Annotated in this window: 14 protein-coding genes; 9 read left to right on the forward strand and 5 right to left on the reverse strand. The window is 35.1% G+C overall.

Going from position 1 to position 16,464, the window contains the following annotated elements; translation table 11 throughout:
- Positions 1-30 precede the first annotated feature (30 nt).
- The 4 genes from BUB12_RS09505 to BUB12_RS09520 all read right to left on the reverse strand — a co-directional run bounded on the left by BUB12_RS09505 (position 31) and on the right by BUB12_RS09520 (position 4,503).
- Positions 31-1,161 carry a Ger(x)C family spore germination protein gene (locus tag BUB12_RS09505; protein ID WP_072890372.1) on the reverse strand — a complete coding sequence of 377 codons (1,131 nt, stop codon included), beginning with the start codon at positions 1,159-1,161 and terminating at the stop codon, positions 31-33.
- Positions 1,158-2,279, reverse strand: coding sequence for a GerAB/ArcD/ProY family transporter (locus tag BUB12_RS09510; RefSeq protein ID WP_072890373.1), 1,122 nt, complete (start codon positions 2,277-2,279; stop codon positions 1,158-1,160). Before BUB12_RS09510 ends, BUB12_RS09505 begins: the two co-directional genes overlap by 4 nt.
- An 8-nt stretch (positions 2,280-2,287) precedes the next feature.
- Entirely contained in the window at positions 2,288-3,790 is a 1,503-nt protein-coding gene (locus BUB12_RS09515; RefSeq protein ID WP_072890376.1) for a spore germination protein, read from the reverse strand.
- 158 nt (positions 3,791-3,948) lie between these two features.
- Positions 3,949-4,503, reverse strand: a complete 555-nt coding sequence (locus BUB12_RS09520; protein ID WP_072890378.1) for a beta-class carbonic anhydrase — start codon at positions 4,501-4,503, stop codon at positions 3,949-3,951.
- A 919-nt stretch (positions 4,504-5,422) separates the two neighbouring features.
- Between BUB12_RS09520 and BUB12_RS09525 the strand changes: the two genes are divergently transcribed.
- The 3 genes from BUB12_RS09525 to BUB12_RS09535 are packed head-to-tail and all read left to right on the forward strand — an operon-like array spanning position 5,423 to position 10,075.
- Positions 5,423-7,171 carry an ABC transporter ATP-binding protein gene (locus BUB12_RS09525; protein ID WP_072890380.1) on the forward strand — a complete coding sequence of 583 codons (1,749 nt, stop codon included), beginning with the start codon at positions 5,423-5,425 and terminating at the stop codon, positions 7,169-7,171.
- A complete protein-coding gene (locus BUB12_RS09530) occupies positions 7,171-9,204 on the forward strand; it encodes an ABC transporter ATP-binding protein (RefSeq protein ID WP_072890383.1) in 2,034 nt (677 codons plus the stop codon). Before BUB12_RS09525 ends, BUB12_RS09530 begins: the two co-directional genes overlap by 1 nt.
- Before the next feature lie 49 nt (positions 9,205-9,253).
- Positions 9,254-10,075 carry a S1C family serine protease gene (locus tag BUB12_RS09535; RefSeq protein WP_072890385.1) on the forward strand — a complete coding sequence of 274 codons (822 nt, stop codon included), beginning with the start codon at positions 9,254-9,256 and terminating at the stop codon, positions 10,073-10,075.
- 262 nt (positions 10,076-10,337) lie between these two features.
- On the opposite strand, the gene BUB12_RS09540 is transcribed toward BUB12_RS09535, so the two are convergent.
- Entirely contained in the window at positions 10,338-10,577 is a 240-nt protein-coding gene (locus BUB12_RS09540; protein ID WP_072890388.1) for a YhdB family protein, read from the reverse strand.
- Between the two features lie 171 nt (positions 10,578-10,748).
- Between BUB12_RS09540 and BUB12_RS09545 the strand changes: the two genes are divergently transcribed.
- The 6 genes from BUB12_RS09545 (at position 10,749) to BUB12_RS09570 (ending at position 16,457) form a co-directional block, all read left to right on the forward strand.
- On the forward strand, positions 10,749-11,402 hold the full coding sequence (locus tag BUB12_RS09545) for a YhcN/YlaJ family sporulation lipoprotein (protein WP_072890390.1): 654 nt from the start codon (positions 10,749-10,751) through the stop codon (positions 11,400-11,402).
- Between the two features lie 134 nt (positions 11,403-11,536).
- Positions 11,537-12,175 (forward strand): class I SAM-dependent methyltransferase, encoded by a 639-nt coding sequence (locus BUB12_RS09550; RefSeq protein WP_072890392.1) that lies wholly within the window; start codon positions 11,537-11,539, stop codon positions 12,173-12,175.
- 24 nt (positions 12,176-12,199) lie between these two features.
- Positions 12,200-12,661, forward strand: coding sequence for an S-ribosylhomocysteine lyase (locus BUB12_RS09555; protein WP_072890393.1), 462 nt, complete (start codon positions 12,200-12,202; stop codon positions 12,659-12,661).
- Between the two features lie 47 nt (positions 12,662-12,708).
- Entirely contained in the window at positions 12,709-13,644 is a 936-nt protein-coding gene (locus BUB12_RS09560) for a PLP-dependent cysteine synthase family protein (RefSeq protein WP_072890395.1), read from the forward strand.
- 2 nt (positions 13,645-13,646) lie between these two features.
- On the forward strand, positions 13,647-14,780 hold the full coding sequence (locus BUB12_RS09565) for a bifunctional cystathionine gamma-lyase/homocysteine desulfhydrase (protein WP_072890397.1): 1,134 nt from the start codon (positions 13,647-13,649) through the stop codon (positions 14,778-14,780).
- A 309-nt stretch (positions 14,781-15,089) separates the two neighbouring features.
- Entirely contained in the window at positions 15,090-16,457 is a 1,368-nt protein-coding gene (locus BUB12_RS09570) for a dipeptidase (RefSeq protein WP_072890399.1), read from the forward strand.
- Positions 16,458-16,464 lie beyond the last annotated feature (7 nt).

Here is a 16,464-nt window from a genome sequence, read left to right on the forward strand (position 1 = left end):
GCTTCTACCATACCGTTTACTTTGCTTCTCTTAATTTGTTATTCCATGTCTAATGATGTTAGTTTTAATTTTGAAATCCACTTTTATGTCTGGGTATATTTCACTCCATTCTTCAGTTGTTAATTTGCCGTCTTTCTTTTTAATTCGATAGAGTACTCCGTAATCAAAAGGATCTGCATTTAATTCTTGAAGCGTTGAAAAAATTCTTTCATAATCACTTTGAATCTTTTTATTAACTTCTTCTTCCAATTTTTTACGTACTTCTTCATTATCTAATGGAATCTCGGCTGATATTTCAAACAAATTTACATCCATCATAACTTCAGTCTCGTACTTCAGAGACTTTTTTTCTTTTAACTTAGACTTACTATCACCTTTTATGATATTAAAGGCTAGATGTAATTCTTCCTCATCTTTAGGCTCGTTTTTTAGAAACTCTTTAAATGGTTCCATTGATAAGGATATTTCTAACCATCTATCCTTTATATTGCCTTCCATTAGATTTATATACAAGAGGTCTCCATTTGGTAATTCCCCAACTAACTTATCCTCTTTAAAGACACCAATCCCAGCTATAAATGGTTTGTTATCCTGTAAATCGATTATTGGCAATAGAGGATCTTGGCCATCATCATAAAAAGTGGTGATAAAATCCTGTAATGATACATTTGGGAACTTCTGACCAGTACCATTTTCTTGAATTAAATCATGAAGAAATTGACCAATGTTCATCGAGATATTCTGTTCTTGGATATTAATCATGTCTTTAGCAGGGGTATTACTGACAGCAAGCAACATCGTATCGGGAATGTTCGCATCTCTTTTAGCCGTGTCAAGATAAGGAAGTATACCTTTTTCTGCAGTCTCTTTACCAAAAAGATCTAATTGAATTTTTCCGGGTGCAAGAATGAAATTGGTTTCTAATCCTGCATTTACAACTGCCCCTTTAATGGTACTTCCCTTTCCTGAAACAACTTTGGTGAAGTTCTGTGATTGTGCTTCAAATTGAAAAATAACTAGACTTAATTCGATTTCACCTTGATCGGTTATATCAATCCCTCTTGTATTGATAACACCAAGCCTTTCAATTTCTTGACTAGATAAGCAACTGGTAAGAAATAAAGAAGACAGGATAAACACTAAAATCATTCTATAATTCATTTAGCATCACTTCCTTTTTTCTTTTTAGAAAGCCATTTCTTCTTAATCAACACAATAGGAAGCAAAATGAGTGGATACACGAATATAAGCCAAAAGCTCACTTGACTAACGTAATCTGTAATCTTGTATATTATGTGGTTTTCCTTAATAAATCCGACTAAGACAATTAGCACAACGAAAGTTACATGAAGAGATGACTTTTGTTTTATGCGATAAAGTCTTTTTAACCCATAAGAACTTGCCCACAGTAAAATAACTAGGTTCGGTAATATAACCATCATCCATCCAACAACAACAATGTAATCAAGACGTTCGATAAATGGATAAGATACACTCTTGAAGAGAGTTAATGTTGCCCAATCATCCTTTTTCAATTCATCAGGACTAAAATAACCAATTGAAATAATCATAAAAATTAACAACAATATTGTTGTGGCTGTCACACCAAATAACGCTGGCTTTAATACCTTATTCTTTTTTGTAAGAAACGGATAGAATACAAATAATATTTCAAAACCTGTTAAGGTATAGGTTGTTGATTTTGCTCCCTTTAATAATTCTGGGATTGAGGATTGGAATACGGGCAGAAAATGATACCAATCCATTCTCGTAATTGGATCATACAATAAAAACAATAACCATAAGGGTAACACACTAAATAAAAAGGCAGCTCCAACGACAGAACGTACACCACCTATTACACAATAATGGGCTAATAAAAGAACAGAACTCCCAATAATTATAGGTGGAAAAGTTGGGTATAGAAATAATTGAATTACATTGACATACGTTAGTAGGACAGATAATAGGCTCGCTAAAAAAAAGAGGATATATATTGTTCCTAGTATGGACCCAACCCATTTACCAAACAAATCAACTTGGATGCCGAAAATATCAGCGTTAGGGTATTGCTTTAAAATTTGAAACATAACATAAATAACAATTACCATTGCAGCCCATGCAATTAATATGGAAATCCATGAATCTTGCATGGATTCCATAAAAATAAAGCGAGGTGCCCCCATAATTCCAACACCTACCTGTAAACCAAAAATCATAAATAGGATATACAAGGGGCGCACCTTTAAATTGTTTCTTATTTTTGGACTAATATCCATGTATTCACCTACTCATCTATATCTTTCCTCTTTTCTGCTTCTTGTTTACTAAAACGAATTAAGTCTTTTGGGCGATAGGATCTCGCACGTTTGTTCAAATGATTAAATGGAGTTCTAAAAAATACTTTATTAAAATCTTTTAGTTGTAAAGGGTATAATGGAACTAGATATGGTCTTCCTAATGATTTTAAGTTTAGTAAATGAATGATTAAGAAACATATACCAAATATAATTCCATATAAGCCAAATATTCCTGCTAGGACAATCATTGGAAAACGGATAAGACGAATAGTTGTCCCTAGTAAATAGCTAGGTGTAGTAAAAGATGCTAATGCACTCATAGCAATAACGATGATTAAAATATTACTAGTTAAACCAGCTTCTACTGCTGCTTGGCCAATAACAATACCACCTACTATACCCATGGTTTGACCAACTTTAGTCGGTAACCGAGCACCCGCTTCCCGCAATAGTTCAATTAAAAATTCAAGAATTAATGCTTCTATAAGAGGAGGAAAGGGTACTGCAGCCCTAGATTGACCTAAGGAAATAAGTAATTGTGTCGGTATAATTCCATATTGATAAGTCACAACTGCGACATAGGCAGGAGTAACTAAAACTGAGAAAAACATGGACATAAAACGTAAAATTCTTAGAAATGATCCAGCTTGCCACCTCATATACAAATCTTCCGTAGACTCCAAGTAACTAAACAAGGTAGCCGGTGCTACAATACCTGTTGGACTATTCTCCATTAAGACTCCTATTTTTCCTTTAGTCAGTCCATAGGTGAAACGATCTGGCAATTCTGTTGAATCAAACTGAGGAAATAAATTATTTTGAGAATCCTCTAGATACTGTTTTAAAACAATGCTATCTTCAACCTCGTCGATATCTAAATCTTCTATTCGTTGACGCATCGTATTAACATCAACTTCATTAGCAATGGATTTCATGTAGACAAGCCTTACACCAGCTGGAACAGTCTTACCTACTTTTAATTCTTCGACAACTAGGTCTGTTGATTTAATACGCCAGCGAATAATGTTTAGATTTGTTTTTAAAGACTCTGTAAAAGATATTTTAGGACCGAGAACAAGAGATTCAGTTTCTGCTTTCTCTAATGAGCGGGTCTCTTTCTTAACGATAGAATATGAAACTGCCTCCGATTCTCCTTCAACATAAATAAACACATGGCCAACTATTAAACCTTCAAGTATTTTTTCTAACTCTGTTTCTTTATTTGGAGAAGTTAATGGAATATGATTGATTAATTCATCATTTGTCCAGTCTTTTTTGATATGTAAAATTGGACGCAATAAATAGTTCTGAAGCATATCGGAATCTGCTTGATATTCAATATAAAACAAAACAAGTTTTTTTCCATTATGCTCATGTTTCGATATTTTTAAATCATCATTACCTTCAAACTTACTTTGAATTGTTTCTAATAATTGATCGATAGGAAGTGGAAATATACTGTTTTTACTTCTCTTCTGTTTCTTTCGCATAACAACCTCCTACTATTCCTAGTAACTTTTAGTATGCCTATTATTGGTTACTATTATGAGGAGGAATTTTTGAGGGTATCGAGAGAAGAAAAAAGCCAAGAGTATAATAAAATGACCTAAATAATGGGTGCATTTCATCAACTCTTAGCTTTTCTTAATTAATCTTCTCTTGTTACTACATCAACTTTTCCTGTTGCTGGATCAATGACTAAGCCGTGAACTTTAACATGAGATGGAAGTAGTGGATGGTTACGTATAATAGAAACACTTTGGGCAACGGATTCTTCCACCGTTTCGAACCCATGAAACTCATCATGAAAATCAATCCCACCATTTTTTAATGTATCAATTGTATCTGGACTTATCCCTTTCTCAATCATCGTTTTTGTTAACTCATCAGGATTCGTCCGAGACATGCCACAGTCATGGTGGCCAATTACTGTAACTTCTTCTGCTTTTAATGCGTATATGGCAACAAGGATACTTTTCATTATGCTATCAAAAGGCTTACGAATAATGGCCCCAGCGTTTTTCAGCATTTTAACATCACCATTTTGTATGTTCAGGGCCTTAGGTAACAGTTCAACTAAACGAGATTCCATACAAGTGAACACTACCATCCGTTTATTTGGTATACTGTCCGTTTTATATTTTTCGTAATTCTTCCCTTCGACGAATTTCTGGTTGTATTCTAACATTTTATCTAAATGCATAAAAACAACTCCCTTATTATTATCTATTTGAGGTATCTTAGGTTACATTTTATAGCTAATAGAAAACTCAAAGTTAGAGCTTAGTTGATTTGCACTGCTGGTAGTCGCTTTTTCTTCCAGTAAAGAGTTGACTGCCATCGGCTCCAATCAAAATTCATATTGAATTAATAAAAAATGATATAGATGCTAAACTAGCGAAGGAAATATACGTAGACTCCTGCGGGAGGAAAGGCATAGGTGAGACCCCACAGGACGAATGTCCGAGGAGGCTCACCAGCCGCCCGCGGAAAGCGAAGTGTATTTCCGTAGCGATCGAATTCACGCCTCCACTATGAAAACCTAATATTGAGACTCATTTAACTAGAATCGTTTGCTTTTAAAGAGCATATAGTTGGATATACCCTAGGCTCTTTTCTTAAAGTTAAAAAAGCATAAGTTCAGATACTTTAATACGCTCTACGCTTTTTATTAAAATATAGCAGGTTTGATGTAGCATGACAAAAATAAACTCAGGAAAAATAGTTGAAAATATTTATTGACTTTAAATTTTCCTAATAATATAATTGTTAGGAACAAAGTTGAAGATATAAAAATAATTTTATATGTTAACACAACATTGTTAATAAAAAATGGAAAAGGAGGTTGCAAAATGAGAATTTTAGATATGAACCAAAAACAAGAGAATTTAATATGTATTGTGGCCTTCGGTGGATCCATTTAATATGATAATCAATTGATTACATAATAAATTTGGTATTTAAGGGTCACAAGCGTTCTGTGGCTCTTTGTAATATTATAGGTGGATTTTGCATTTTTGTATTTGCAGTAATCTTACCGTCATTGCATGCGTCATAGACGTGTGTTTTTTTTATGCTTACATTATCCACTGAAGGAAAAGACAGAGATAGGGTGATAACACATGTTTCAAGTATTTAAGAAATTAAGCTGGTTTTTTAAACATTATTGGAAAAGATATACATTTGCAATCGTTACATTAATAATTGCTAGTGCTATTGGATTAATTCCACCAAAATTAGTAGGTTACTCCATCGATCTCATACAATTTGAGACGATGACAAGTCAAATTCTTGTTATGTTAATTGTTGCGTACCTGGCGTTAACATTTATTCATTACACGATTTCATTTTTCTGGGATTATACATTATTCGGGGGTGCAGCAATTTTAGAACGCTGGCAGCGCAGTCGATTAATGAATCATTTTTTGAAAATGACACCGACATTTTTTGGAAAGCACAAAACTGGTGACTTGATGGCTCGAAGTACGAACGATTTGAAGGCAATTAGTATGACAGCAGGTTTCGGCGTACTTACACTGGTCGATGCAACAACATTTATGTTTATGTTAATTGCAATGATGGGCTTTACAATTAGTTGGTCCTTAACATTAGCAGCATTAATTCCATTACCAATTATGGCAATAGTGATGAATAAATACGGTGCTGCAATTCATAAACGATTTACGAAGGCACAATCAGCATTTGGTGATATGAATAATAACGTACTTGAATCAATTCGTGGTGTTCGAGTTATTCGAGCATTTGTACAGGAAAAACAAGATGCCAATCGTTTTTATGATATGACAGAAGATGTTTATCAGAAGAATATTGCAGTGGCAAAAATTGATGCCTTGTTTGAACCGACGATGACGATCTTAATTGGACTATCTTATACGATTGGTTTAGGTTATGGAGCTATTCAAGTATTCGAAAATAAAATTTCTTTAGGTGACCTAGTTACCTTTAATGTCTATTTAGGGATGTTAATTTGGCCGATGTTTGCGGTCGGAGAACTAATCAATGTCATGCAACGAGGAAATGCGTCGCTTGATCGTGTTAATGAAACGATGGATTATCAAGCAGATGTAAAAGATGTAGAAAGTCCAGTGTATGTCGATTCAGTTGAAAAAATTGATTTTGACTTTGTGACTTTTTCATATCCTCATACCAAATCCAATCAGCTAGAAGGTATTAGTTTGCAAGTGAAAAAAGGTCAGACAATTGGTGTTGTTGGTAAAACTGGTGCTGGTAAAACAACTCTATTTAAATTACTTCTACGTCAGTATCCAGGAGTCCAAGGCAGCATTAAAATATCAGATGTTGACATTGATACGATTAGTCTAGATCAGATTCGTGAATGGATTGGTTATGTTCCACAAGACCAAATGATGTTCTCTAAGTCTATCCGTGAAAACATTCAATTTGGTAAAGAAGATGCGACAGACGAAGAGATTTATCGTGTTATGGAATTAGCCCACTTTTTAGAAGATATTAAAACACTACCAAAAGGATTGGATACACAAGTTGGTGAGAGTGGTGTCACGTTATCTGGTGGTCAAAAACAACGTGTTGCACTTGCGAGGGCATTTATTAAAGATCCTGAGATATTAATATTAGACGATTCTTTATCTGCTGTAGATGGAAAAACTGAAGCAAATATTATTGCACATCTACGAAAAGAGCGAATGAATAAAACAACATTTATTGCTGCACATAGGCTTTCTGCTGTAACACATGCGGATCATATTATTGTGCTAGAGGATGGGAAGATTTCAGAGGAAGGTACCCATGAAAAGTTAATGGCACAAGGAGGTTGGTATAAAGAGCAGTATGAAAACCAGCAGCTAGATGATGGGGAGGTGATCTCCTAATGAAGAAGAGATCAACAGAAAAACGATTATTACAATATGCACTTCAATTTAAACGTAGCATTATTTTTGGGATTATTTGTTTGGTTATCGCAACTGGACTGGAACTAGCTGGACCGTTAATTGCGAAAACAATTATTGATGACCATATTTTAGGAATTGAAGGTACGTGGGAAGAAGTAGAAGGAAACAACGATTCGGATACGGTTAATTATCAAGATAAATACTTTAAGCGATCCGACCGGGTAACAGAAAATGATCATCCTGTAGCGACCGTTAGCTTGCTACAAGTAAATCGAGATTATTACTTCATTGAAGAAGAGATCCCTTTACAAGGTCAACGAACGGTAGAAGAAGGAATGATATCCATTGAATTAGCTGATGAAACAGTAACCGTTGAGGGAGAAAAAATCGCTTTATCTGAAGTTTACGCGTTCTTTAAACCTGAACAGAAGCCAATCTTGCTATTACTTGGGTTATATATGGGGTTATTAGCGATTGCGGCAGTATTTCAATTTTATCAAACATTTATTTTGCAAAAAGCATCGAATCAAATCGTTAAGAAGATGCGTAATGATGTATTTGCTCATACTCAACGAATTCCAATTAATTACTTCGTAGATCAACCAGCTGGAAAAATTGTAGCTAGAATTACGAATGATACAGAAGCTATCAGAGATTTGTATGAACGAGTACTTTCTATTGTTGTGACGAGTATTGTATATATGGCTGGGATATTTATTGTACTTTTCATTTTAGATGCAAAGTTAGCGGCATGGTGTTTATTGTTAATTCCACTGATAATCGTTTGGTCTAAAGTGTATAAATATTATGGTACGAAATATAACAAAGTCATTCGTTCTACCAATAGTGAAATTAATGGAAATATAAATGAAGCGATTCAAGGAATGACAATTATTCAGGCATTCCGTCGTGAGAAGAAAACAAAAGAAGAATTTGAAGTATTGAATGAAAGGCATTTTAATTACCAAAGGAAATTAGTAAAACTAAGTGCACTTACTTCATGGAACTTAGTTAACGTTTTCCGTAATTTAGCGTTTGTTGCATTTATATGGTACTTTGGTTCATCATCTTTAGGACCGGAATCGATTATATCCATTGGGATGCTCTATGCTATCGTTGATTTGTTAACTCGATTATTTGAACCAGTGAATGATATCGTTAACCAATTGCCACTAATTGAACAGGCGAGGGTAGCTGGTGGTAGAGTATTCGAATTAATGGATCTTGATGGAGAAGAAGTAGTAAATGACAAAATACCAAGATATGATGGCAATATAAAATTTGATAAGGTGTCCTTTGCTTATGAGGAAGATGAATATGTACTAAAAAATATTTCATTAGAGGTAAAAGCAGGGCAAACAGCAGCTTTTGTTGGTCATACAGGCTCTGGTAAAAGTTCAATCATGAATTTATTATTCCGTTTTTATGACCCACAAAAAGGAAAAATAACAATCGATGGTAACAATACTAAAGAATGGTCTAGACAACAAGTACGTAGTCATATGGGCATTGTGTTACAAGATCCATTCTTGTTCTCGGGGACAATTATTTCAAACGTAACGATGAATGACCCTTCCATTTCACGAGAAGCTGCAATTAATGCATTGAAAGCTGTTGGTGCCGAACGATTTATTGAAAAACTCCCTGGTAAATATGATGAGAAAGTGACGGAAGGTGGAAGTACCTTCTCGTTAGGGGAAAGACAATTAATTTCTTTTGCTAGAGCTTTAGCATTTGATCCAGCAATCCTAATACTAGATGAAGCAACAGCCAATATTGACACAGAAACAGAGAATATTATTCAGTATGCTCTAGATATATTGAAAAAAGGAAGAACGACACTTGTTATTGCCCATCGCTTATCAACGATTCAGCAAGCAGATACCATATTTGTACTTGAAAATGGTACAATAAAAGAACAAGGAAACCACAATAAGTTAATTGATGAAAAAGGAATTTACTATCAAATGTATCAAATGCAAAGAGGTAGTACACAAAAAGCAGTGGGTTAATCCCTATCAAATTGTGAGATTCCAATAAGTGATTACAGGTGGGAAATGAATGCGTGATGATGAACAGTATAAAAACGATATTATTGATGAAGACCTTTATGAAGAACTTGATGAGGAAACGCTTCTAGAGCTGGTTGAAGAGGAAAGGAAAAAGGCATTATTACGAGCGAGGCAAGAAAAGAATCAAAAGCCCAAAAGCCCTTTTCCTAAATGGGTATTTTGGTTAATTGCATTAGCGATGTTACTTAATGTAATAGCACTATTGCCTCAAACTGTTTCCATACCAGCAATAGAATTTATCAAGACATCTACGAGGCTATCTGCTCAAGATGATATCAAAATGTATAAAGAAGCCGTTGTTGTCATTGAAACGAATGATAGCAAAGGTACAGGATTCTCAATCGATGCTGAAGGAACCATCATCACGAATCACCATGTAATTGAGGGAGAAGAAAAGGTAACGGTCGCTTTTCCAGAGCAGGGACTATTTAGTGGAGAAGTGGTAGCGACTTTTCCTGAAGTTGATTTAGCAGTTGTAAAAACAGATGGAGAGGGATTTCCCTATTTAAGTTTGGCTGATAAAACGGAATTTGAGCCAGGTGAGGCCATTTACTTTATTGGTAATCCACTAGCATTTAATGGAATAGCAAATGAAGGGACAATTTTAGATTATCTTCAATTATCCAGTTGGCCAGAAAATACAGAGGTTATTATGATTGAAGCCCCAGTTTATCGGGGAAATAGTGGAAGTCCAATAATTAATAAAGATGGAAAAGTAATTGGTGTTATCTTTGCCACATTGAATCATGATGATTATGGGAAAGTCGGCTTGTTTGTACCAATTGATTATTATTATGAGAAAATTAGGTAATTGTATAAATGACATGGACATTTAATGCGTTATTCTCACAATCAAGCCTTATTTATTAATTATATGGACATATGGTACGTTATTTAACAAAGATTAGGGGGAAATAGTCCTCTCTTTGGCAAATAAAGGAATAAATGTCCTTGAAAGTCAAAAAAAAGTCATTTTGTCACTAATAACGGAATAGATGTCCGTTTGTAATCATAAAACGAGATAAAAAATGAACAAGGGGCCATCCCTTGTTCATTTTCTTATCGTTCAAACATTAGACTTCCATTATTGCTTGTGGTACTTGGTGTTTCATTGCATGGTCAATATAATAAAGTAAACTATCGTGTGAACTTAATATTTTTTGTTCATCTAATGAATAATGGTAAGCATGTAAAAAGTGTTGTATTTTTTTGGATAACAAATCGTCATTGGTTCGAACCATTAATACTAATAAATCATCCCATTGGCCCCAAAGCGTGTAATACAAAGCTTTGTCATAATCTGGAATATCCATTAATTCCCCTCCTTAATCCAAGGGTAATTATAGTTTCCCCGTATTATATATATATTTGCAAAAACAATTTGGTGTACCTACCAATTTAAGGTTTACGGGACTCAAACAGTATATTCCCCAAGTTTACGTTTGATACTAATCACAAACCTAAAAGGAGGAATGGATTGATTTATGAAAAAACAAATCATTAGTGCTCTTGCCGTTACAAGCTTGTTAGCAGGTTGTGCCGATAACGAAGAAGGTCAACGATATAACCCTGATGCTTTGAATGACAATAATAATGTGCAACCGACACGTTTTGGTGGTGAAGATGGAAATCAGCTAGAAGAGCGTAATTACACGATGGAGCGTGGAATGGAACGCAATTTTGACAGAAACAACAATAATAATCGTAACAACAATTTTATAAATACACGAAATCGCGAAAATACAAATGGACAAGCCGACCGATATGATGTAGCCGAAGAAGCTGCAGAACAAATTTCTAATAACGTTGAGGAAATTGACCGTGCCTATGTATTAACAACTGACAATAATGCATATGTAGCTGCTCAGTTGGATGTTAATGAGCGTAATAATGGAAATGGCAACGTAAAAAATAATAACAATCGTGGTGACGATTTAACAGATGAAGTTAAAGAAGAAATCGCTGATATTGTAAAGTCGGTGGATAACGATATCGATAATGTATATGTTTCCACTAATCCAGACTTTATGGATTTGACAAATAATTATGTTAGGGATGCGAATAATGGTGAACCTGTAGAAGGGTTTTTTGATCAAATGGGAAATATGATTGAACGACTATTCCCACAAAATCGTTAATTTTCTAATGGGTGCTACTTAGTGTAGTACCCATTTTTTAGTCTTTTGCCGAAAACTTAAACATATGCTAATGTTATACATATAATTCATATTAAACATAGCTTATTACTATGATTAATATGGGAGTTGAAAAAATGGGAAGAGAATTCCTAGGGATTTTTGAAGAATGGGCAGAAAGTTATGATCAAACAGTTATAGGAGCTAACCCACAATATGAAGAAGTGTTTAAAGATTATGATATAATTTTGGATAAAGTTGTAGAAAACACTTATGGAACAGTCTTAGAGTTTGGAACAGGTACGGGAAATTTGTCAAAAAGGCTTTTAGAAGCGGGACATCAAGTGATTGGAATTGAACCCTCTACAGCAATGCGTGATATTGCTCAAGAGAAAATTCCAGATTTAGAAGTGCTTGATGGAGATTTTATTAATTTTCCTGAACAATCAGTTCCTATTAATACAATAACAAGTACCTATGCGTTTCATCATTTAACTGATTATGAGAAGGAAAAAGCAGTAAGTCAATTCTACGATATTTTATCAACAGATGGGAAAATCGTGTTTGCTGATACAGTCTTTGAATCAATGACAGCAAAGCAAAAGATGATACAGGATGCAATCAATAAAGGATTTAAAGATTTAGAAGCAGATCTCAACCGAGAATATTATCCTACTCTAGACGTGATAGAACGTATTTTTACAACGAACAACTTTGAATTAACGTATCAACAAATGAATGATTTTGTATGGTTGCTCATAGCTAATAAGAGATAATGATTTTAAAAGGGAGAGAATGCAATGACTAAGAAAATGAATGTAGAAAGCTTCAACCTAGATCATACAAAAGTGAAAGCACCATATGTGAGATTAGTTGGTGTAACAGAAGGGGCAAACGGCGATAAAGTATATAAATACGATATTCGTTTCAAACAACCTAACAAGGAACATATGGAAATGGCAGGGTTACACTCCATCGAGCATTTAATGGCCGAAAATATTCGTAATCATATGGATAATGTCCTTGATATTAGTCCTATGGGTTGTCAAACAGGGTTTTACTTGTCAATTTTGAACAATGATGATTTCGATGCAGTGTTAACAACATTAGAAAAAACGTTAAAAGATGTGATAGCAGCTGATGAAGTTCCCGCATGTAATGAAGTGCAATGTGGATGGGCAGCTAACCACAGCTTAGAAGGTGCAAAAGAAATTGCACGCGACATGTTAAACAAAAAAGATGGATGGCGTGAAGTCTTTTAGGTTTTCATTTGGCAATAACAATACGATAAGTATGAGAAGGGGAAATCATGACTATTTATCATTCGATTCAAGAGTTAATAGGTCATACACCTTTACTAAAGATAAAGAATTTCCCTATTCCTGAAGATGTTCATATTTATGCTAAGCTGGAATTTCTCAATCCTGGAGGAAGTGTGAAAGATCGCTTAGGTGTCGAATTGATCCGTGACGCACTTTCTTCAGGAAACTTAAAGCCAGGTGGCACAATAATTGAACCAACTGCAGGAAATACGGGAATTGGATTGGCAATTGCAGCGAAAGAATATGATTTGAACGTTATTTTTTGTGTACCAGAACATTTTAGCCAAGAAAAACAAGTGATTATGCAAGCACTAGGAGCTGAAATCGTTCATACACCTAAAGAACATGGGATGAAAGGTGCAATCGAAAAAACAACTCAATTATTGAAACAAATTCCACACAGTTACTCTCCACAACAATTTTCAAATCAAGCAAATCCCAATGCGTATTATAAGACCTTAGGACCTGAAATATGGAATGACCTTGAAGGCAAGGTTAATGTCTTTATTGCAGGTGCCGGAACAGGTGGTACGTTTATCGGCACTTCTAAATTTCTAAAAGAAAAAAATCCAACAATAAAAACGATCATTGTAGAACCAGAAGGATCAATAATTGCAGGTGGTGAACCAGGACCACATCGTACGGAAGGCATTGGAATGGAATTTTTACCATCGTATATGGAGCCGAATTATTTCAATGATATTTACACTGTTTCCGATGATCATGCTTTTCAAATGGTGGAGGATTTAGCAAAGTTTGAGAGTCTACTTGTAGGCAGCTCTTCAGGATCAGCAATGTATGCTGCACTTGAAGAGGCAAAAATGGCGAAAGCTGGAACAACGATTGTAACGGTTTTTCCTGATGGAAGTGATCGTTACATTAGCAAAAACATCTATCAAGAAGTAGAAAGTAAAGAGGTGTAAAAATGAAAGCAAAAACAAAAATGGTACATGGAGGAATCACTCGTGACGAACAAACAGGTGCTGTTTCCGTACCGATCTATCAAGTAAGCACTTATAAACAAGATGGGGTTGGAAACTTTCGGGGGTATGAATATTCACGGACAGGAAACCCAACTCGTCATGCCTTAGAAGAAGTGATCGCTGATTTAGAGAATGGCCATGCTGGATTTGCATTTGGTTCAGGAATGGCTGCAATCACTTCTGTTATGATGCTTTTTAATTCAGGAGACCATATTGTAATGACAGATGATGTTTACGGTGGTTCGTATCGTTTGATGACAAAAGTTTTGAACCGCTTTGAATTAGACCATAGTTTTGTAGACACAAGTTTTCCAGAGCAAGTAGAAAATGCAATCCAAGAAAACACGAAAGCACTATTTATAGAAACGCCTACAAACCCACTATTAAAAACAACAGACATTCGTAAAATGGCTGAAATTGCTAAGAAGCATAATCTACTATTAATTGTGGATAATACTTTTGCAAGTCCATACTGGCAGCAACCTCTAGATTTTGGTGCGGATATTGTACTTCATAGTGCAACCAAATATATTGGTGGTCATAGTGATGTTGTTGCAGGACTTGTTGTTGTAGGTACAGAAAAATTAGCAGAAGATCTTCATTTTATTCAAAACTCAGTTGGAGCTGTTTTAGGGCCACAGGATTCGTGGCTGCTACTGAGAGGAATAAAAACCTTAGCATTAAGGATGGAAGCAATTGAGAAAAACACAAAAGACATTATAGAATTTTTACAAAAACATGATAAAGTAACTAAAATTTATTACCCTGGACTTGAAGACCATCGCGATCATGAACTAGCAAAGTCCCAGACATCTGGCTTTGGAGGTATGGTCTCCTTTGACGTAGGAAGCGAAGAACTAGCAGAACAAGTTTTAGCAAAAGTGAAGTACTTTACTTTGGCAGAAAGCTTAGGAGCCGTTGAAAGTTTAATTTCACTACCAGCCAAAATGACCCATGCATCCATCCCAAGAGATCGTAGAATTGAATTAGGGATTACAGATGGATTAATTCGTGTATCTGTAGGAATAGAAGATAGTGAAGATCTAATTGAAGACTTAAAACAAGCGATGAAATAACTAAGGCAGCCTTGATTTGGGCTGTCTTTCTTATAAAAGAGGACATTTAATACGTTATACTATTAAATTCGGGCATGTAAAATTTTAAGAGGACAAATGATGCGTTATTTAGCTTATTTTGCATTAATTCAGGCTGCTTAGAGGTAAATAGAGGAAAATATGTCCGAAAAGTTCAAAATAACCCATTAATAAAACAAATAACGGAACGAATGACCGTTACATTAGTCTAGGTTTGAGGTCTACCACTCTTCCAATTCAAATAAATTATGCTAAAATAAGGGAAATGATGAAAAAGGGGTTGTAGATAGTATGAGTGAACAAGCATTACAGTATTTAACTGAGAATCGCGAGCGTTTATTAGAAAAATTAAATCACTTTTTATCCATTCCAAGTGTAAGCACAGATAGTGTACATAAAGATGACATCAAGAAAGCAGCAACATTTCTTGAAGACTACTTAAATGATATTGGCTTTGAAAATGTTAGCCAACAAGATACTGGTGGACATCCATTAGTATATGCAGAATATAATGGAGCAGGTCCAGATGCACCAACCGTATTACTCTACGGTCATTATGATGTTCAACCAGTAGATCCAATTGAATTATGGGATAGTGATCCTTTTAAACCAGAAGTTCGTGATGGACGTTTATATGCCCGTGGCTCTAGTGATGATAAGGGTCAAGTGTTTATGCATTTAGCTGTTTTTGAGGCAATCATGAAAACAGAAGGGAAGCTCCCACTTAACGTAAAAGTTTGTATTGAAGGGGAAGAAGAGATAGGCTCAGAAAATCTCTATGAAATCCTTCAAGAGAAGAAAGATCAGTTCCAGGCTGATTTTGCAGTAATTTCTGATTCTGGAATGGTTGCTAAAAACCAGCCTACTATTTTATACGGCTTAAAAGGCTTTACAGGAATTGAGATTACTGTAACAGGACCAGACCATGATCTGCATTCTGGTATGTATGGTGGGGCAGTAAGAAACCCAATTATTGCTTTATCGCACATTCTAGCTTCTATGAAAGATGTAGATGAGGTTGTTACTGTAGATGGTTTTTATGATGGAATCGAACCTTTATCCGATGAAGAGCGTAAATTAATTGAGCAAGTTCCAGGAGAAGATTTTAAAGCGGCAACAGGTATCACAGAGACTGCTTCTGAAAAAGGGTATACTCCAAAAGAACATACGATGGCTCGTCCGACATTTGAAGTGAACGGTATATATGGAGGTTATCAAGGTGAGGGAACAAAAACAATTATCCCAACATCTGCAACAGCCAAAATTACTTGCCGTTTAGTTCCTGGACAAGATCCAGATACCATCCAATCCTTATTAGAAGAACATGTTCATAAAGTTGCACCAAAAGGGGTAACAGTTGAAGTTGTGAAAGAGCGACTTTCTGCTAAGGCATATAAAGTTTCACCAGATCATCCACTAATCCAGAAAGCAGCAGATAGCTATACAAAGGCTTTTGGAAAAGAAACAGTATATGTACGTATGGGTGGATCAATCCCAGTTGTTGAATGGATTGAAGCTATTTATAAAATGCCAATTGTACTTTTAGGTTTCGGTACTCCAGAAGATCGATTGCATTCTCCAAATGAAAGTTTTCCATTAGATAGTTATGACAAAGGAATGGAAACATTAGTATATTACTGGGATTCTATCAAAGAATAATTTAAAA

The sequence above is a fragment of the Ornithinibacillus halophilus genome (assembly GCF_900129485.1).
GTDB classification, from domain to species: Bacteria; Bacillota; Bacilli; order Bacillales; family Amphibacillaceae; genus Ornithinibacillus; species Ornithinibacillus halophilus.